Genomic DNA, 19,504 nt, shown 5'->3' with positions numbered 1-19,504 from the left:
TATGTAGATCGGATCGATTGAATTATTTTGGCGTTTCCCTGTAAAGAAACCGGATAAACTGAGAGGTAATCAAAATGACCATAATTAAGAACAGCCAGGAAATCGCCGAAGCATACCCTGTCTCCCAGAACTTGAACGCTACACGATAAACGCGCAGGCTCAATAATTCCGTACTGATCCCGGGTCCTCCATTCGTTAAGGTCCAGACCACATCAAAGGACTTGAAGGCATCGATCATCCGGATTAACAGCACGACCAGAATCACGGGCTTTAACTGCGGAAGGGTGACATGCCAAAACAATTGCCATGGCGAGGCCCCGTCCATCCAGGCGGCTTCCACCGGATCGTCAGGCAAAGATTGCAGTCCCGCGAGCAAAGAAAGCACCATAAAAGGAGTCCACTGCCAGACATCGACCAGAATAACGACAGGCATGGACAGCGTATGGTCTCCAAGCCAATTCGGACCTGTGATGCCGAACCACGAGTTCAAATAATGATTAATAATGCCGAAATCGGTATTAAACAGCCATCGCCACATGAGACCAACCGCTACCGGTGTGGCCATCATCGGCAGAAGCAGCAGCATCCGGATCACGGTGATTCCTTTCATTTGGCGGTTTAATAACAGCGCAATCAGAATGCCGAGCACAAACTCCAAAAAAACGGCGCAGCCCACATAAATCAGCGTGTTGATGAATGAAGCCTGGACATCGGGGTCGGTTAAAGCGCGGGTGAAATTATCCAGCCCGACAAAGCTCCACTTCTCTGGTTCCGTAGCTTTATAATTAGTCATACTGGTCAGCAAAGAAAAGATGAACGGGACAATGGTCATGGAAATCAGAACAACCATGGCCGGAACAAACAAAAGGTATTTCAGCTTACTCTTATCTTGATTTCTCATGAGGGAATTTCAACTCCGTTTAAAGCGGACGCTTGTCGCCGAATGTTCATGCTCATGCGTCCGCTGGGATTCAACTTAATAACCTGCTTGCTTCATCAGGGTTTCGACTTGTTTGGCGCCATCGTTCAGCGCCGTCTTCGCATCCTTTTTACCGGACAAATAATCGCTGACTGCAATTTGGACAGCTTCGGAAACCTGATCATAATTCGTAATTCTCGGACGGCCCACGCCCACTTTTAGAGATTCGCCGAGAACCTGGTAGTACTCTTTAAGAGATGCCTCGGGCAAAGACTTCGCAGCTTCATATGCGGATTTTCTCGTCACGTGCTGGTTAAATTTCAAGTAGCCTTTTTGAGCCTCCGGGCTTGTCAAATATTCCGCCAGCTCGTAAGCGCCTTGTTTGTTTTTGGAATATTTGCTGATGCCAATCCCCCAAGATCCGAAGTGCGGCCCTCTCACAAGCTTATCGCCGTCTTTTACACCGGGGAATACAAAGTATCCGGCTTCGCCTTTTACTTTGGGATCCAGCTTCATATCGTGATAATTCATCCCCATGGCCACTTGTCCGGAGCCGAAGACGGTCGCCACTTCATCCCAGGTGTATGTCAGTACGCCAGGAGGCGTCACTTTATGCTGGCCGATCCAGCTGCCGTAGGTTTCCAGCGCTTTTACTCCCTTTTCATCATTGAACACCGGCTTCAGATCATCGTCAAAGACTTTCCCGCCAAAATCACTTAAGAACGACTTGAAGTCAACAAAATTGGCTTCATGCTTCTTCCCCATCAAAGTCGTACCGTACAGATCGATTTTGCCGTCGTTGTTGGTATCGCGGGTGAAAAATTTAGCGATATCCAGATACTCATCCATCGTTTGGGGAACGGTTAATTCACGGTTGTACTGCTTTTTAAATTCTTCCTTGTTGTTCGGATGGTTAAAAAGATCCTTTCTGTAGCTCACGGTCAACACATTGGATTGAACCGGAAGGCTCCAGATATCGAATCCCTGTGAAACAATGTTATCCAGATGAATCTCATCCATTTGTGGTGGATTGGCTTGCGGCGCATCTTTTTTGAATACAGAAGTATCCAGAAACGCTTTGGCGATAAAATCATCCAGCTTCAACGAATCCGGCGATTTCGTAGACTTTATATAAGAAGTCATGGGTTCAATGTGCTGGATAATTTTGGGCATCCATGGCGTATCGATCGCAATCAAATCATAGTGGTCGCTCTTTTGGGCCAGTTCCGAAAATACTTTCTCTTGAAGGTTGTTATATGGGAATGTATTCACTTCAATCCGAATGCCCGTTTGCTCTTCGTATTTTTGCGCGGCGTCGATGATAGCCTCCGAGCCTGCCTCGACCGTAGCATATAACACTTTCAACACTTGGGGTTTCCCGCTATCGGCCGCATTTCCGTTTTGCTCATGGGCAGGCGGTGCAGCTTCAGAACACGCTGACAAGACCATCATCATTGAAAGCACAAGTATTGAAGCCGTTTTCATTTTTCTCATTTTGCATTACCCCTTTTTATTTGTATTGTCCACATCAACCCATTGGCCTGTGGCATGACTTTCCAGAATGGCATCGATAATACACCTTCATTCGGTTTCTCTCGATGCCCGATCCACAGCTTCTCGGGTTCCTCCTGATTCCAAAACGCGGAGCTTTTGCTTCCATTGATCTCAAAGCTTAACCTATTTTTGCGTCCGGCGCTGACTTGGGAAACCGTAAAAACACCTCTGGTTCCATCTTCAAAGCGCAGCAGCACGCTCGCATAATCTTCCGTATGGATCAGGGGATGACCATCAATTGTAATCCGTCTCGTACAAAAGCCAGTCCTGCAAATAGCTTCCATGCACGACTCTACCTTTCCGAAATAATCCTAACATGAAACAGTTAACCGTTTACAATATGAGTATAGAAAATCCGCGCATGCGAAAACAGCGGAATAATTTAGCCGAAGGGGAGAATTTTTTAACCTGCAGGGTTTACTCCGTTTCATCGCCTGTATTGACGAATCCATTGCCTCTGCGATACTCTGAAGGCGTTAAGCCGAATTCTTTTTTAAACAAGGTTCGGAAATAGCGGTAATCCATATAACCGATTGCTTCAGAGATTTCATTGATTTTTTTGTCCGTTTGGAGCAGCAAAGTCTGCGCATGCCGCAATCTGCTGCGGATCATATATTTGACAAAATTCATACCAGTTTGCTGTTTGAAGATGCGGCTTAATGTGACGGGGTGAACGCCTACGGCGTCGGCCACCATTTCGAGACTGAGATTCGGATCGCGGGAAGTATCGACCAATTGAAGCGCTTGTCTAAACCAGCTCAAGCTCGATTGATTCTCCAGCTGCGTCAAGGCGCGGACACCATCCAAAACAAACTTCCAAATCTTTTGCTTCAATTCGCTCCACGTCTTGTGCTTGCTAACCCACTGAGTCCAATAATGGATTTTTTCTTCTTCCAATACAATTAGTTCGTTTTTACTGGTGAGTCCTTCGTCAAGCAAGGCCATCAGGTTCACACACTCTTTCTTGAGTTGGTGAAACTCAAGCTCCTCCAAGCTGTTCAACCAATGGTCAAGCGCTGCTTCCAGATGCGGAATGTCTCCGATTTTGGCATACGATAAGATGTGCTGCCGCAAGGATACAGCTTTCCTGGCCGCCTCTTTGCCGTTCTTTTCCAAGGCTGCCTCCCCCCGTTCCCGCTGCCCCTCAAAAAAACGCTCACTTTCCCATTGCTCAATTCCGGCTGTGATACTGGACAAAAAATCGTGCTTCTCTCGGAAACTCGTCCTGTTTTGGCCCGAGGGCGTGTGAACCACCACACCGCCATAGTCAAAATTGACGGAGAAAGATAATAAGATGCGGTCGGGATGGCTTTCCCATGTCTTGCATAGTTCTGCAGGATCGCCAAAAAGAATTTCCTTCCACTCCCGCTCATCGAACCATAGGCCGGTATTATAACACTTTAGATTATGAACAAATACATATTGGTTGGATAATTTGACAAGCACCGATTCCATTTCCTTCAGCAGCAAAACGTCCATCTCCAGCTTTACTTTCTCAACGACTTCCCGCAGCTGCTCGCGGTCCGCCGGCTTTAACAAGTAGTCGACAGCACCATACTGCAGCGCTTTACGCGCGTATTCAAAATCGTCATAGCCCGATAAAATAACAACCTGCATGGTCGGGTAAGTTCTTTGGATCGAACGAAGAATCTCCAGACCGTCCATTTCCGGCATCCGTATATCCATAAAGACAAGGTCCGGTTTCACCAGCGAAATTTGTTCCAGGGCCATTTTGCCAAACCCGACATCAAAGATCTTGGCAGAGGGAAAAAGCATTGTTAATTTATATATAATGCTTTCGCGCACTTCTTTCTCGTCATCGGCAACACATATTTTCATAGTTCATCTTCAGCTCCTTACAAGGATTTTGTTAGAATTTGTCGAATAAGAACAACCACCAGTACAAAGAGGGGAAATGATTCCATGCTGCCATTATTGCAGTCTGTTCAACGGTGGATAGGCTATTTATCGCTTAAATATAAACTGTTCATCCTTCTGGTTTCAATTTCTATTTTTCCCATCTCCCTGGTTAGCTACAGCTCCCAGCATTTTATGTTTCGTTCCAGTACGGAGCATTCGGCATCCATTTCTTCACAGTACGTTCAATTTGTCTCCCATGATATCACAAGTTATTTGCAGGATTTGAGCCAATCCTTCGATTCGTTGCTGACCAATCCCGACTTCCAGAAATTTTTGGAGACACCCGACGATGATTTGGTTCAGCAAGCCAATTATATTATTAATTTTCGTCCGGTTCTAAAAAATTCCCTTCAATTCTGGAACGAGGTGCTCGGTGTTCTTTATCTTGACCAAATGGGAAAATCGTATTTTGAATCGTATCAGAAGCGCCTTAACTATGAATACTCTTTTCAAGAGAATCATATCTACAGGTCGTTTTATCAAATAAACAAACAAGAATTAATCGCTCCTCATCCGATGGATTATATCCAAAACCCAAGAGAAAACGTTTTCTCTCTTGTCCGGCCCATCGTTAATTTGCGTACAGGACAGATCAATTCCTGGTTCGTGATCGAGATTCGGGAGGACAAACTGAAAAGTATGCTAAGCGGAAGCAATTATGGGCAGGACGGGTATCTTTTACTATATCAACCTTCCAGCGGTACGGTCGTTTCCAATTTCAGCATGCATTCCACCCTGCTGCAGGATTTTCAGACTTCACTGGCTTTAGATCCTGATCAAAACAGGGAATTTATTTTCAACTCCGATAACGTGAAGTATCAAGCTGTCTATGCAGATATCCCTTACGGCCATTGGAAGCTGGTATGGATGGCTCCGCTCAGCAGCATTACGAAAGGCGTTCAGCAATCCACTCAATTGACCATGCTCATTGCCGTGGTCAGCTTGATCATCGCTTTGATTATTGCATTCCCTGTCATGAATAGCGTCCTCCGGCCGCTGTTTAAACTTAAGGGAGGGATTGTAAGTCTGGGCAGAGGGGCGTACGTTCCGATTCAGATCAAATACAGCAACGATGAAATCGGATTTTTGATACAAAGCTATAATCAGATGCTCGGTGAGCTGCAAAGAATGGAGCAGGAAGTGTTTGAATCCAGGGTAAAAGAAAAAGAGAGGGAGCTGCTGCAGCTGCAAGCTCAGATTAATCCTCACTTCCTGTTCAATACACTCGAAACGATTGAGTCTTATGCTGTCAAAAACAATGGAGAAGCGGTTGGCGAAATGGTGCAATCCGTGTCCCGGATGATGAGATATAATGTGAGAAACGATGGAGGATGGGCTCCGGTAAAAGAAGAAATGGCCTATATCCGAAATTTCCTTAATATCCATCACTATCGAAACGGCAAGGATGTGATGGCGAAATTCGACGTAGATTCGGCTGCAGCAGATATTCCAATTATGAAGCTGAGCATACAACCCTTTGTAGAAAATGCGATTAAATATGGATGGAGCCCGAGCATGGGCGCTGAGGAATTCCTGTTGACCGTTACAGTGGAGTTGACAGAGGGGACGCTTCATATCGATGTTCGTGATACAGGAACCGGCATACCGGCACATATTCTGGACAAGATTACTCGATTGATTCATTCGAAGGGAGAAATCGTCGATCCTTATTTTCAGAAGCACACAGGCATTTACAACGTATACCGCCGGTTTCTGCTGGCCTACGGAGACTCGGCAGACTTTAGGATCACTTCCCATCCGCATCAGGGAACCAGGGCGGCAATCCGCGTACCCTATCGGAGGTCACAGCACAGCATGTCTGAATCCTCCAAAAAAAAATAAGGTGGAAAAGTCGCCAGCTTCAGGCTATCTAACGGCTTCTCCATGGACGGTTTAATCCGCTCTTTCATCCATCTCCCTTATGATCTGTTTCAGCGGGCTGGAGAACGGGTTACGGAATGTAGCCTCAGCATACCGTTCCCCGGAATTATACGTAATAATTACTAATTGATAGCAGCAGTATCCGCTCCATCCGTCAATAACGAAATCCATTGCGCTGTCTAAAATGAAACAACCTTGGTTCAATGGAATACTTGAACCAAGGTTGCCCTCTTCGTTCATACCATGCTCCGCCGCTTTGGCAAGATCCGACCAATCGTCCTGTGCATCGTTATACCGATCTACTGAATGAATCCTTTCTCCATGGCGGTCGCCTTTTCCCTCAGCACATAATATTTCAACTTCGCTGCCTCCAGCGAGGCTTCGCTTTGGCGCACTTTGAGCTCGAACTTCCGGAGATCGTGGCGGGATATGACGCCGACCTCATAACGGAACTTCATCCTGCTCAGGTCCGCCTTCGCTTCCTCGGCATTGCGCTCTTCTGTCAAATAGGACTGATAAGCATTTTTCGCTTCCGTGTAGGTGGCTTGAATTTTTTTGGACAGCTCCAATTGCATCTGCTTGTTTTTCGTTCCCGCAATCGCATAATTCACGGCCAAACCGCCTTCTCCATACACGTTTTGAGTGACGGAATTATCGCTCTGCCACGCTGCTTCATCTATGTTGTTGGCACTCATTTTCATTTGGAACGAATGCCTTAATAACGTCTCCGTATCCACTTCGACAATCGGCGCTGTAGACAGGTCCTCAATCTCTTTCAACTCCAGATTCGGATCATACGCAATTCCGATATCGAAGGAAAGCTGCAGCAAGGCGAGCCGGTAGTTTTGGTTTAATATCGTCAGCTCATCTTTATGCTTTGCCAGCGCTCTTTCCGCTGCCAGCACATCCTCGGAAGAAGCGAGGCCCTCCTCCTTAAACAGCGTCGCTTTCCTGAGTTCCTGTTCCAGCAAAGTCTGATATTCCTGCATGAAGGCAATTTGCTTCTTCATCCCGAGCAGCTGCACGTACTGAGCGATCGTCTGAAGACGTATTCCTTCCCGTGCCTCTTCCTGCTGCAGCCGGGTGTTGCGCTGGTCCGTTTGCAGCTGATGGGCTGCCGATTTCATTTGTTCCCTTTGCTGATGAATCATTTGGTTAATCCCCGTGCTCATGGCGCCCATCCCTTGAATCAACTGATTGACGGCTTTATTCGTCACGGTCGTCATCGGACCGATCCACAAGTTCTCCTCCGGCTTCAGCTGCACGCCTTGGGCATTCATAGCCGCGATCATTTCTTCCGGGGTATCGGGAAGATGTGCGCCTGTAACCAGAGAACCGTGCAGCGAATCGCTTTGCTGCTTCAAATCGTTTTCCTTGGCGTTCAACGCCGCATATTTCAACTGCAGCAGCATCAAGTTGTCGGAGTCTTCCAAAGCCCGTTTCAGTACGGCGGGCAAATCGATGGACGATACGAAATCCAAATCGTTCGCAGAAACATAAACCTGCCGATCGAGCTCTTCATTTGCTCCGTCGGCCAATGCCGCTGTTTGCACACCGGACAACATTAACAGAGCTGCGCATAAACCGGCCATCGTCTTTTTCATCTCTCATATCTCCTCTATCTATTTTTAAATCGTCAAGCTTGTTGAATCGGAGGAACGGGGCGCATTCAAGCCTGGCTCTGCCTGCAGCTCCTCCTTCTTCCGGAACACCAGAAACCGGGTCAGCAGCAGTGCAATAAAATATGCGACCATTCCCATCATCGCCATGGCCAAACAATCACGCCATATGACGGAGAATTCGTTGGCCTTTACAAGGACGTTCCGGATGGCATCCAAAAAATACGTCAGCGGCAGCATATGCCCTACCGCCTGCAGCGCTTTGGGCATCGCCTCAAACGGCCAGGTGAAGCCGGAAAGCAGAAACGACGGGACGGCGATCAGCATCGCCGTTTGTGTAGCTCCCAGCTGATTGGCGGAGATTAGACTGATCAGATACCCGATGCCGCTGACGGCGAACGTGAAGCAGAGCACGGTAAGGAAAACCAGGGCAGCGCTGCCTGCGAACGGAGCTTGATAAACATACAATGCAATGCACAACGCAACGGTCGTATTGAACAGATTGATCAGAAAGTAAGGAGCCGTTTTCGCATATGCCAATCGCCATGGCTCCCGCCGCCAATAGGCAAACCGCTGCCAGGTCCCTTGATCCTTTTCCCTCGTTATCGCCAAAGCGATACCCAGGAACAGGACCTGCTGCAGAATCGCTCCGATTAAGCCGTATATCATAAAATCGCTATAATTTACCGTGGGATTATATAAAATGCGGTATCTGTAAGGAATCGGAGACAGCGTATGGAGAACCTGCTCGTCCTGCAATCCCTGCTGCAGCTGCAGCTTTTTGGCGGAAAGACCCATGCTGAACGTCGTGATGACTTCATTGGCTCCTTTTGTCGCCGTGTTCGAATAAATCATATTACTCCCGTCCACCCAAGTCAGCAGCGGAAGCGTTTGGCCCTGCTTTAAACTCGCTTCGAAGCGGTCGGGGATGAATAAACCGACCTGCGCTTCTCCCGAAGCCAGCGCTTGTTTCACCTCCTCTTCCGAATGTACCCTTTGGGTAATGCGAAACGTTTCGCTTTCATCGAAGGCCTGGATGATCTGACGGCTAAGCGGACTTTGATCGTCATCCATCACGACGGTGCTCAATTCCGTTACCTTGTGATGCGTATAAATCGCCCCGAACAGCAAGGTATACATCACCGGTACAATAAACAAGATAGCGAATAAACGCCGGTCCTTCACAATGCTTTTCCATTCATCGGCGATGACGACGCCTACCTTCAAGTCCATGACTGGATCACCCTTCCGTTGCCCCGATCCACTGCAGCGTCATTCCGACTGCAGCGCCCTCCGGCATTTGCCGAAATCCAACTTTAACGGCAAACGATCGAACGTCGGTTTGTCCCGCGGTTTGCGTCGCTTTTTTGACCGCAAAATCAGGTGCCGCGGATATGGATTGAATCGTACCTTCCACCTCTTGTCCTGTGGCGATCAGCTTCATCCGAATGTTGTCCCCGGCTTTGAATCCGGCTACGCTGGTTTCCGTCATATAAAACTTGGCCCACGGCGTATCTGTCGTTTGAATCGTAAAAATCGGGAATCCGGAGCCGACAAGCTCGCCCGGCTGCGCAGTTTGCGATATAATGACCCCGTCGCTGGGCGCGGTCAGTTCCGTATAGCCGACATAAACTTGCGCCTCTGCTTTGGCGGCCTTCGCCTGCTTTTCGCTCGAAGCGGCCGACTGCAGCGCACCCTGCGCTTGCTTAATGGCGGCTTCGGCCGCGGCTACGTCCCCTTGCCGAATAGCGACCTGCTCACGGCCCGCCTCAGCAAGCTGAAGCGCCGCTTTTGCCTGTTCCAGCATCGCTTCGGCGGCGCGGATTTCTTCTTCCCGAGGCCCCTGGTTTACCATTTGGAGCTGCTGCTCAGCCAGTTCTACCTTGGTCTTTGCCTCCTGATAGCTGACCTGGACTTTATCCACCTCCGCTTTGGAAACAAGTCCTTCCTCCAGCATCGCATTCATCCGGTTCAAGTTTTGTTCTGCAATCTCGTACACTTCTTTTGCCGCCTGGTATTGAATCTCCGCCTGCTTCTTTTCCTCCGGGCGGGCACCTTGACGTAATCCGTCCACTTTGGCCTGAGCCGCATCAACCGCCGCTTTCGCTTGCGCGATTTGCTGCTCCACCGTCTCCGACGTCACCGTTACCCCGGCTGCCGCCTGCTGCTTCTTCGCCTGCGCCGCCGCCTTTGCGCCTTGCGCTTCTGCGATCTTGCCCTGAGCCAGCGCAACTGTAGCATCGGCCTGAGCAAGCTTGGCTTCCAGCTCCGAGCTCTGCAGCCTTGCCAGAACCTGGCCTTTTTGGACGGTATCTCCTTCGTGAACAAGGATTTCAGTAATCCTTCCCCCCAACTTGAAGCTCGCGCTGACCGCATTCGTTTCAATGTAAGCCGTAGGAAGGGCCGATGATTCGGCCTGTGCATTACCCGCCGTGGGATGCGTACTGAGCAGATAACCGCCCGTACCGATAGCCAGTGCCATTACAATAAATATCATGGGTCGAATAAAGCGCATGAATATCCCTCCAGCTTAATGTTGTTGCCACTGCCACTGCATTTAAGCAGAAAAACAGATACTTATACAATCATAAGAATTAAAATATTACGAATTGACCGTATTGTTCATTTGGTCATTATGCTCCAAAAAATAATCCTCCTTTACAGAGGATCCTAATTCGGCTTGGCCAACAAGCCTTCGGACAATAATAACTGCATATATTGCTTGATCTGCTCTTTATTCAGCGGCTCATGGGTCTGACTCCATTCCGTTGTAAGGGCGATATAAAATTTCAGGAGCATAAAGGAGATGACCCGGGAATCACAAGGCTTGATTTCCCCTTTTTCAATCGCCGCCTCGATTTCCTGCCGCATATATTCGAGGACCAGATTCTCCAGCCTTTTGATGCCCTCCAGCGCCTGAACGGTTCCGATATCGCGAACTTCCTGGGCCAACTTGACGAACAGCTCGTGATCGGCCCTGAACTCCAGCAGCGCATCCAGTACCCGGATCAGGTTCTGATCGAATGTGTCCTCCCGCTTGATCGCCCTCTCGCAAACTTCCTTCATTTCCTGAAGGGCCTTGCGCAGGATTTCGTCAAACAGTTCTTCTTTCGTTCTGAAAAAGGTATAGGTTGTTCCTTTCCCGACATTCGCAATTTTCGCCACCAGCTCCATCGTCGTCGCTTTATAACCGAACTGGGCGAACGATTGCGTAGCGGCAGCCAGTATCATTTTACGACGATCGATCGTTGACATCAGAATAACTTCCTTCCCTTTTCCCGTTTGAATTTGACCGTTATTCATTTTTGGTCATTTGGTCATTATTTACTTTACCATGATCTTCCCTTGATTGCAATAAGTCTGCAGGAGGAACGATGCTGCAAATGATTTTTTAACACATGTGAAACCTTTTCCTCTTTTTGTAAGTCTAATGCATAGAAACTATTCTTCGAAAGGAGCTCGTTTGTCCTGTGAAAAAATATGCGGCCATCGTTCTCTTATCTATGCTGAGTCTAAGTATTTGCGGCGCCGCCGCCGCTGAATCCGGGAAACTCTCCAATACCAACGAAAGGAATATGGATCTTCCTGCAGCCGGAGATTTCGAAGCATTCAAACCGGAGAAGGATCTGCTGGTTACGGAATACAAGTTTGAGTGGTCCAAAGAGCAGCTGTACAACTTGCATCGCACGCTTCCCCACGCTTATATACCGTCATTCGTGCTTCAAGACAGCGAATTTGACGGCCTTCAGCCCGTAGGGGTGATGACCAGCTTGCCCGGTGTTAAGGTAGAGAAATTGGACAGTAATGAGGACGGGGTGGACGATCAGCTTCGTCTGTACGTCACCGATCCATCAAGCCTGATTCCGGGAAAACAATATGAAATGACTACCATATGGCGCTATCAGGGAACAGACAATCTGAGTATCCGCATGAGTTCTTTCTTAAGTCACCCGCAGCCGTCGAACGGCATGATAAATAACTTGTGGGGAACAATGGACAGCTTATTCCGCTTCACATGGGATCAAGTGAAAGAACGCCAATGGACGCATCCCGTTCAAAAACAACATCAGGCTGCCGATCATACTCCCATGTACTATGCCAAGCTGAACTGGACCAACTACGCAGCAAAAGATAGCGGAAGGCTGAATGCTAGCTTTCTGCACATTCATTCGCCTGAGCAACTGGAGCAATATAGAGCCGGGCAGAACAAACGATTACATGAGCTTTCCGATGAAGACGGATTTCAGCGATTTGCCGTAACCTACGCCAAGCCGCAATTTCTCACTTACGAACAGCTGTACGATAACTATGATTATCTCGTGACTCAGGTTTATCAAATCGGCAAAAATGAGGACGGGGAGGAGGTCACGATCGTTTCGTTTGATCAGGATCATCGTATGCCCATAGAGCTGCTGCGCGAGAAAAAGATATCCAGTTTTGCCGTAACCGAGTGGGAAGGCATCGCTTATTCGTCGAAGATTAAAGAGCTGGCGGGAACCGCCTACTCCGTGGATACGCCATATCAGAACCATCGGCCTACCGGTATGTTCTGGATAAAAAACAAGTTCGGCAAAGAAGCGTCGAAATAATCCGTATGTAAAGCCGCAGGGCAAGCCGCGGCGGCTTGTCAACCAAGCTCTTGGCAGCATCAGGCGGCGAGCAATCTCGTTAATTGCTTTTCGCCGCCTCCGTCACCTCAAGAAAATGGTTCAGGATTCTCGCGGTTAATCCCCAGATCACACGATCTTTATAATAGTAAAAAAACTCGGGAACGGTTCCTTTTCCCCATTTGTAATTCCGGCCGTTAGGGATTCGATCGTATGGAAAATCTTCACGCGGAGCCACGCTCAGATCCACGTAATGAAGCTCTGGAGCATGGCTCCGCAGGTATTCCATCGGTACGCAAAACACGCTAGCCACTTCATCAGGGTTGGGCCGGATCTGATCATAGTTGGATATCCGCGCCGCAAACGGATAAACGATATGAAATGACGTAATCAAATAGTCCAATGGCCCAATCACTTCAACTTCATGTTGAGCCAGCCCCAATTCTTCACAAGTTTCACGTACGGCTGCAGCCCTTTCATCCTTGTCGCCCGCATCGATCTTTCCTCCGGGAAAGCAAATTTCCCCCGGCTGCCTCTTGAGATGATGCGCCCTTTCTTCAAACAAGATGTTCAGTTCGCCGTTTATTTCAACCAGCGGAACCATCACCGCATATTTTAAAAAGTTTTTATGCCCCATCAGTTCTGATTTTCTATTTTGTAAAGCTTGGTAGACTTGTCTCAAGATGTTCCACACTCCCGGTAAAAATCAAGATCTTACCACCTTATTGTTCATATTATATCGTGTTTGCACTACAAATAACGTTATCTTTGTGAACAAATGGTTTACAAAAAAACGCAAGAGCCGTTCGGGCAAGACAGGCTCTTGCGATGGATCACTTTGTATTGCGGGCCCCAATGCTATTTACAGCTGAAGCTGTCCCTCATCCCCGAATTGAATGCGGACAGGACCCTCCACGAGTTCGATTTTCGGATCGTCCTGAATTTCACGCCATAGGGCTTCGGAAACCCACATCTCGTCAAGATGCAGCGTATTATGAATGATCGCAAGCTTCAAGCTGGAAGGCTCGGCCAGTCTTAAAATGGACAAAGCATTCTTCATCAGTTCTTCATCGGTTTCAAAGGTCATAGGAACCGCCGCGCGCACAACCAGTCCCGAAGTCATGCAGTTCAAATAAGTAGCTTGTCTGTCAATCTTCGAAACCAAGCGCTTCGTCGTATAATCCGCCAGACCGATTCCCGTTGCGTTTCCGTGCGAAGGCTCGGAGAGGTCCAGCACACCCAAATACTGAATGAAAGGCTCCTCTGGCTCGGGGATCCCTTGAATTCGCAGCCGGCCGATAATATTCGTATCCATCCCGGTGCCGCTGTAGTTTTTACCCATTTCTTTCACGATGCAAAGATCCATATGCTTCACCGGAAGCTTCGGCATATAGGATTTGGAGAGAATCAGCAGCTCCTTTTCTCTCTCCCAAAGCTCCGCCTTCGGAATCCCTTCGATCAGCGCCGTTTCCTCGTATTCATTCTCCACAATGGCAATGCCTCCGACGACCGGAACCCGCTCCAGGATCACGCCGGCAATAGCCGGAATAGCGTCAGCGATACGACCGACGCCCAGGCTGTGCACCATCGAAGCTCCCTTGGCCCTGCCCATACCCACAGCCATCATCTTCATCATCCCGCTCTCATACGTCCCGCTAAAGGAAGTATGCGCTTTAATGCGGTTTACCACAATCACTCCGTCTGACGACAGTGCTTCCTCGGCACAATATACAGGCAGTCCCTGAATTCCCTTGGTTGTATGTCCAAGCAGCCGGACTTCACCGGAGCAGGACACAGGAGCTCCTATGTTTTCCGGTGTAATTCCCAAGCTCTCCAGGATTTCTTTCTGTCCTTCAGGCTCTCCGCGGCCATGGCTTCCCATGCAGGCAAAAAGAAACGGCTGCAGTTCCCTGCTTTTGAGCTGAGCAACGATGGAGGTCAGGATCGGCACAATGTTGGTAATTCCCCGGCTGCCTACCGTTATTCCAATGGTTGAACCGGGAGCCGGAGACTGTTGGCCTGGCGGAAACAGCCGGTCTACGGCTTGCTCCACCGCCGCCTCCAAATCGCCAAGCTGCGATCGGGCAAACTTCTGCTTAATCCGATAAACTGAAGGATAATCACTCATAATATGGCAGGGCCCCCTATATAGTCAACTATACAACCATTATATTCCATAGGGGGAAGAAGTAAAATACCCGGATTGCTTCTGTTTTTGATGCCGACCGACCGTACGGACTAATCTGCCTTCTCGCTGGTTCATGCCATAGGACTCAACAGGTTCATCTTGGATTTTTCAAGCGAAAATACAACGACACCGTCACGGCCCAATTCGCAGGTGACCAAGCCTTCTTCTCTTAAATAGATCAAGTGGGCAAGGGTTTCCTGAAGCGCAAAGAGCAGCTGCAAAGGATCCGCATTGCCGGAAAGATGGGCAAACAGCTTGCCGCTTACCTCTTGAGCCGTGCAGGGCCGTTCCAGCATCGGCAATATTTCCCGTAGCCGGTCTTCGTGATGGCGGATCAATTCCTTGGCTCTTTGGTTCCCGTTATTAAAAATATACCGGTGTCCAGGGAGCACCGTATCCATCGGATAGGATTGAATCTTATGCAAGGAGTGGATAAACGCCTTCAATGGATTCGCGTTAAATCCGGGGAAATAGCCCACATTAGGCGTGATTTTAGGCAAAAGCAAATCCCCCGCCAATACCGTTTTGCTCCGGGCGGAATAAAAAATCATATGGCCGTCCGCATGTCCCGGCGTGTGTATCGCTGTATATTCCTCATTGCACCACTGAAACGTGGCCCCTTCTTCAAAGGTCGTAAACTCAGGAAAAGGACTTACATATTTAGTGAATTGTTCTAAATAATCATAAATCTTTTTCCGCTCTTCCGTTCGCATGCCGTGTCTCAGGGCATAGTCAGTAAAGCGTTCCGATTCCTGCTTTTGAATCCATAAATGCTGGACCATCCTTTGGCCTTCCACCGAGATTTTGACGGGCGCTCCCGTATATTCCTGCAGCCAACCCGCCAATCCCATATGATCCGGATGAAAATGCGTCAGTACAATCTCAACGATATCCCGCGGGGCAATATGGAGTTGACGAAGCGCGGTTTTCCAAGCCGATTTGGCTTCTTCCGTATGAAAGCCCGTATCGATCAGATGCCAGCCCAGCGGGGACTCCGCGAGGTAACAATTCACTGTTTTAAGGGGAACCGGAATCGGTATTTCAACCAGATAAAAACCATTGTATAGGTTCATTTCATCACCATGCTCCTTATTTTTAAAAAACCACATGTCGCCGGGAAGCAGAAATTCCGCCCCCTGATCATTGATTTTATTCGATATTTTTTTAATTGTGGGAATTTTTCTATTATAATAAAAATTTCTATAAAATAACAGCCAAAAGAGCCGGCATAAATGACCGGCTCCTGCACTTGATATATCTTTATTCGATTCGTTCGCCTTTATCGTTGTAGCTGTAGAAGCCCCGACCCGTCTTCCGGCCCAAGGTTCCCGCTTCAACCATCTTGACAAGCAGCGGGCTGGGACGGTATTTCGAGTCGTTAAATCCCTCATAAAGCCCTTGCATTGTTGCCAGAAGCGTATCCAGGCCTACAAAATCAGCTAACGTAATCGGGCCCATCGGATAGTTGGCCCCCAGTTTCATGGCGGTATCAATGTCGTCGGGCTTGACGCCCTCCATCACCAAAAAGATCGCCTCATTCATCATCGGCACCAGTACCCGGTTGACAATAAATCCGGGGTAATCCTTGCATTCTACCGGGGTCTTCCCGATATCTTTGGCAAACGCCATCACCGTCTTCAGCACTTGGCCTGAAGTCAGCAGTCCTGGAGTGACTTCCAGCAGCCCCATGACCGGCGCCGGATAAAAAAAGTGGGCCCCGATCACCTGCTCGGGTCTGCGAGTAGCCGCCCCCAATGCAGAAACCGAGAGACCTGAGGTGTTCGAGGCCAGGATCGCTTCCTGGCGCGTGACTTCTTCCAGCTGCTTGAAAATCTTTTTCTTTAGCTCCAAATGCTCGGGAACGGCTTCAATCACAAGATCGGCATCAGCCAGAGCCCTCATGTCCGTTTCGGTTTTCAGCCTGTTTAGCGCAGCCTCTGCCTTTTCCGGCGTCATCTTTCCTTTTTCCGCCTTGCGATCCAGCATGCGCTTGATATTAGCCAAGCCTTTGTGCAGCTGTTCGCCGGAAATGTCCACCCAGACGACGTCATAGCCCGCCTCTGCAACCACCTGCGCTATGCCCGAGCCCATCAGTCCTGCACCAACCACGCCTACATTGCCTATCTTCACTGCATCTCTCTCCTCTTTCCATGTTTCATCTGAACGCAGCACCTTAAATGCCGATCGACATAAATTTCGTTTCGAGGAAGCTTTCGATGCCTTCTTTACCGCCCTCGCGTCCGAGCCCGCTTTCCTTAAACCCGCCGAACGGCGCCTGCGCCGTGGAAGGGGCCCCGTCGTTAATGCCGACAATGCCGAATTCCAGCTTCTCCCCGACTCTAATGGCACGTGAAAGGGATTCGGTAAATACATAAGCGGCTAATCCGTAAACGGAATCGTTCGCCATGCGAATGCCCTCTTCTTCCGTTTTGAAGGTGACGACCGGCGCCACAGGCCCAAACGTTTCCTCCTGCATGATGCGCATGTCCGCCGTTACTCCGGATAAGACGGTAGGCTGATAGAAATAGCCCGCATCCTCCTCATCCGACTGATGAAAACCTTCTCCGCCGCAGACAAGATGAGCTCCTTTGGCCAAGGCATCCTGCACATGCAAGCTTACCTTTTCATACCCCGCTTTATCGATCAGCGGTCCGATCACCGTTCCTTCCTCTAAGCCGTTGCCCACCTTCAAAGCGCTTGCTTCCTTTTTGAACAATGCGATAAAACGGTCGGCAGCCCCCTCTTGGACGAGGATCCGGTTAGCGCAAATGCAGGTCTGCCCTGCATTGCGGAATTTGGATGCGATCACGCCCTTCACGGCGCTTTCCACATCGGCATCGTCAAATACAAGGAACGGCGCATGTCCGCCAAGCTCCAAAGAAATATTTTTCATCGTATCCGCAGCCTGCTTCATAAGCAGCTTGCCGACTTCCGTCGAACCCGTAAACGTGATTTTTCTTACGCGCGAATCCTCCATAAAGGCTTTGCCGATCTGAACCGCATCCCCTGTAACCAGATTGGCCACACCTTTGGGAAGCCCGGCCTGTTCAAGCAGCTGATATAATTTAATGGACGTTAAAGGCGTTTGTTCGGCAGGCTTTAAAATAACGGTACAGCCTGCGGCCAGCGCAGGGGCTATTTTTCTGGTCACCATCGCGGCCGGGAAGTTCCAGGGAGTAATCGCCGCTACGACGCCCACCGGCTGCCGCAAAACGACGACCCGCTTGTTTCTGGCAGAAGCCGGAATCGTACTGCCGTAGACCCTTTTCGCTTCTTCGGCATACCACTCGATAAACTTGGCTCCGTAACCGATCTCTCCTTTGGCTTCGGCAAGCGGCTTGCCTTGCTCCATGGTCAACGTAGCCGCCAGATCATCCAAATTTTGCAAGATCAAGCGGTGCCATGTCATCAAATATTCCGCCCGTTCCTCCGCGGTATGTGCGGACCAATCGGCAAATGCCAGGTGCGCCGCGTCAATGGCGCGAACGGCTTCGGCATAGCCCCCGTTCGGCACGCTTCCCGCGAGTTCTCCCGTCGCGGGATTCAGAACCGGGAAGTATTCCCCGCTGTCCGGTTCCACCCAAGCCCCATCAATAAACATCAATGAATTTTCCATGAATTCCTCACCTTTCATCCCGTTCTGGCCGAACCTGTTCAATAAATTTGACGGTACAAAGCGGTGACATCCTCCAGCCTGGTCAAGCGGGGATTAACCTTGATGTTCCCGCTCTTCATCGCGTCTTGAGCCATCTCGGGAATGGCTTTTTCATACGCTTCCTTATCGATTCCCAGCTCTGAGATCGATGAGGGGATGCCGATGTCTTTTGCCAGCTGACGAACGATCTCGATAGATTTGTAAGATTTTTCCAGTATATTTCCCGATACGGAGGAATCCATGGCTTCCGCAATCCGGGCAAATTTTTCAGGGCAGGCAAGGACATTGAATTCCATAATGACGGGAAGCAAAATCCCGTTGGCTACTCCGTGAGCGATCCCGAAAAAGGCGCTCAGCGGATGACTGATGGCATGCGCGTTGCCCAGCCGGGTATTATTAAACGCAAGCCCCGCATGCAGGCTGGCCAGCAGCATGTTCTCTCTGGCCCGCAGATTCTCCCCATGATATACCGCTTGGCGCAGGTTCGCGCTAATCAGCTGCATCGCATCCAAAGCGAGAACCTCCGAATAATGGAAGGATGCCAAAGACGTATACGACTCGATCGCATGAACCAGCGCATCAATGCCTGTCGCTGCCGTAATTTTTGCAGGAACCGTGACCGTCAGCTGCGGATCGACCACCGCCCATTTTGCTGCTACAAGCACGCCGCCGACCGTCAGCTTATAGTTTCGCTCCGTATCCGTAATCACGGTGAAGGAGGTCACCTCGCTTCCCGTGCCGGAAGTCGTTGGAATGGCCAACAGCGGAGTAATCGGTTTAGAAAAAGTATCGATCCCTTCATACTGGACGATGGATCCGCCATTGGCATGAAGGACGCCGACCGCCTTGGCCACATCGATCGGGCTGCCTCCGCCTACGCCGATCAGCATATCCGCATTCAACCGGCGGCATATCTCTACGGCTTTATCCACCGTCCGTACAGACGGATTAGGCTCTACTTCATCAAACACCTCATAGGTCACCTGAGACAATTGATGGGTTACCGCACGAATCACCCCGGAATTGACGATGCCTTTATCCGTAATAACCAGGACATTCCTGGCCTTGTTTTTGGCTACAAGCTCGGAAACCTTCTCGACGGCTCCGATTCCCCAAACAATTTCGGTTACATTCTTAATGACAGATAGCATTGCAAGCCAA

At 49.4% G+C, this 19,504-nt stretch carries 16 protein-coding genes; 2 read left to right on the top strand and 14 right to left on the bottom strand.

The window, feature by feature from the left end; all coding sequences use genetic code 11:
- Positions 1-22: 22 nt before the first annotated feature.
- From BLT35_RS01420 to BLT35_RS01405, 4 genes are all read right to left on the bottom strand, one after another.
- The gene (locus tag BLT35_RS01420) at positions 23-901 is read right to left on the bottom strand and encodes a carbohydrate ABC transporter permease (RefSeq protein ID WP_074726839.1); all 879 of its coding nucleotides are present in this window, start codon (positions 899-901) and stop codon (positions 23-25) included.
- Between the two features lie 75 nt (positions 902-976).
- Positions 977-2,413 carry an ABC transporter substrate-binding protein gene (locus BLT35_RS01415; protein ID WP_074726838.1) on the bottom strand — a complete coding sequence of 479 codons (1,437 nt, stop codon included), beginning with the start codon at positions 2,411-2,413 and terminating at the stop codon, positions 977-979.
- Complete coding sequence (locus tag BLT35_RS01410) at positions 2,410-2,757, bottom strand: Gfo/Idh/MocA family protein (RefSeq protein ID WP_054817819.1); 348 nt, start codon at positions 2,755-2,757, stop codon at positions 2,410-2,412. Before BLT35_RS01410 ends, BLT35_RS01415 begins: the two co-directional genes overlap by 4 nt.
- Positions 2,758-2,890: 133 nt before the next feature.
- Positions 2,891-4,312, bottom strand: coding sequence for a response regulator (locus BLT35_RS01405; RefSeq protein WP_074726837.1), 1,422 nt, complete (start codon positions 4,310-4,312; stop codon positions 2,891-2,893).
- Positions 4,313-4,396: 84 nt separating this feature from the next.
- On the opposite strand from BLT35_RS01405, the gene BLT35_RS01400 reads away from it, so the two are divergent.
- Entirely contained in the window at positions 4,397-6,235 is a 1,839-nt protein-coding gene (locus BLT35_RS01400) for a histidine kinase (protein WP_074726836.1), read from the top strand.
- 338 nt (positions 6,236-6,573) lie between these two features.
- Here the strand turns inward: BLT35_RS01400 and BLT35_RS01390 are convergent, their stop codons facing one another.
- The 4 genes from BLT35_RS01390 to BLT35_RS01375 form a co-directional block, all read right to left on the bottom strand.
- Entirely contained in the window at positions 6,574-7,878 is a 1,305-nt protein-coding gene (locus tag BLT35_RS01390) for a TolC family protein (protein WP_062408801.1), read from the bottom strand.
- Positions 7,879-7,902: 24 nt separating this feature from the next.
- Complete coding sequence (locus BLT35_RS01385; protein WP_062408802.1) at positions 7,903-9,126, bottom strand: ABC transporter permease; 1,224 nt, start codon at positions 9,124-9,126, stop codon at positions 7,903-7,905.
- Between the two features lie 7 nt (positions 9,127-9,133).
- Positions 9,134-10,408, bottom strand: coding sequence for an HlyD family secretion protein (locus tag BLT35_RS01380; RefSeq protein WP_074726835.1), 1,275 nt, complete (start codon positions 10,406-10,408; stop codon positions 9,134-9,136).
- A 155-nt stretch (positions 10,409-10,563) separates the two neighbouring features.
- On the bottom strand, positions 10,564-11,148 hold the full coding sequence (locus tag BLT35_RS01375) for a TetR/AcrR family transcriptional regulator (protein ID WP_054817863.1): 585 nt from the start codon (positions 11,146-11,148) through the stop codon (positions 10,564-10,566).
- Between the two features lie 215 nt (positions 11,149-11,363).
- Between BLT35_RS01375 and BLT35_RS01370 the strand changes: the two genes are divergently transcribed.
- The gene (locus BLT35_RS01370) at positions 11,364-12,482 is read left to right on the top strand and encodes a hypothetical protein (protein ID WP_074726834.1); all 1,119 of its coding nucleotides are present in this window, start codon (positions 11,364-11,366) and stop codon (positions 12,480-12,482) included.
- Between the two features lie 79 nt (positions 12,483-12,561).
- Here the strand turns inward: BLT35_RS01370 and BLT35_RS01365 are convergent, their stop codons facing one another.
- The 6 genes from BLT35_RS01365 to BLT35_RS01340 form a co-directional block, all read right to left on the bottom strand.
- On the bottom strand, positions 12,562-13,182 hold the full coding sequence (locus BLT35_RS01365; RefSeq protein ID WP_235594307.1) for an NUDIX hydrolase: 621 nt from the start codon (positions 13,180-13,182) through the stop codon (positions 12,562-12,564).
- Positions 13,183-13,362: 180 nt separating this feature from the next.
- Positions 13,363-14,628 carry a nickel pincer cofactor-dependent isomerase, group 22 gene (locus tag BLT35_RS01360; protein ID WP_074726833.1) on the bottom strand — a complete coding sequence of 422 codons (1,266 nt, stop codon included), beginning with the start codon at positions 14,626-14,628 and terminating at the stop codon, positions 13,363-13,365.
- A 131-nt stretch (positions 14,629-14,759) separates the two neighbouring features.
- A complete protein-coding gene (locus tag BLT35_RS01355) occupies positions 14,760-15,761 on the bottom strand; it encodes an MBL fold metallo-hydrolase (RefSeq protein WP_175471895.1) in 1,002 nt (333 codons plus the stop codon).
- A gap of 187 nt (positions 15,762-15,948) precedes the next feature.
- Positions 15,949-16,818, bottom strand: coding sequence for a 3-hydroxyacyl-CoA dehydrogenase family protein (locus BLT35_RS01350; RefSeq protein WP_074726831.1), 870 nt, complete (start codon positions 16,816-16,818; stop codon positions 15,949-15,951).
- A 43-nt stretch (positions 16,819-16,861) separates the two neighbouring features.
- Positions 16,862-18,304: an NAD-dependent succinate-semialdehyde dehydrogenase gene (locus BLT35_RS01345; RefSeq protein ID WP_074726938.1), complete on the bottom strand. Its 1,443-nt coding sequence runs from the start codon at positions 18,302-18,304 to the stop codon at positions 16,862-16,864.
- Between the two features lie 38 nt (positions 18,305-18,342).
- Positions 18,343-19,494, bottom strand: a complete 1,152-nt coding sequence (locus BLT35_RS01340; RefSeq protein ID WP_074726830.1) for an iron-containing alcohol dehydrogenase — start codon at positions 19,492-19,494, stop codon at positions 18,343-18,345.
- Between the last annotated feature and the right edge of the window lie 10 nt (positions 19,495-19,504).

The sequence above is a fragment of the Paenibacillus naphthalenovorans genome (genome assembly GCF_900099895.1).
Classification (GTDB): domain Bacteria; phylum Bacillota; class Bacilli; order Paenibacillales; family NBRC-103111; genus Paenibacillus_G; species Paenibacillus_G naphthalenovorans.
Note: the sequence above shows the minus strand (reverse complement) of the source record. Positions and strands in the feature narration are given on the sequence as shown.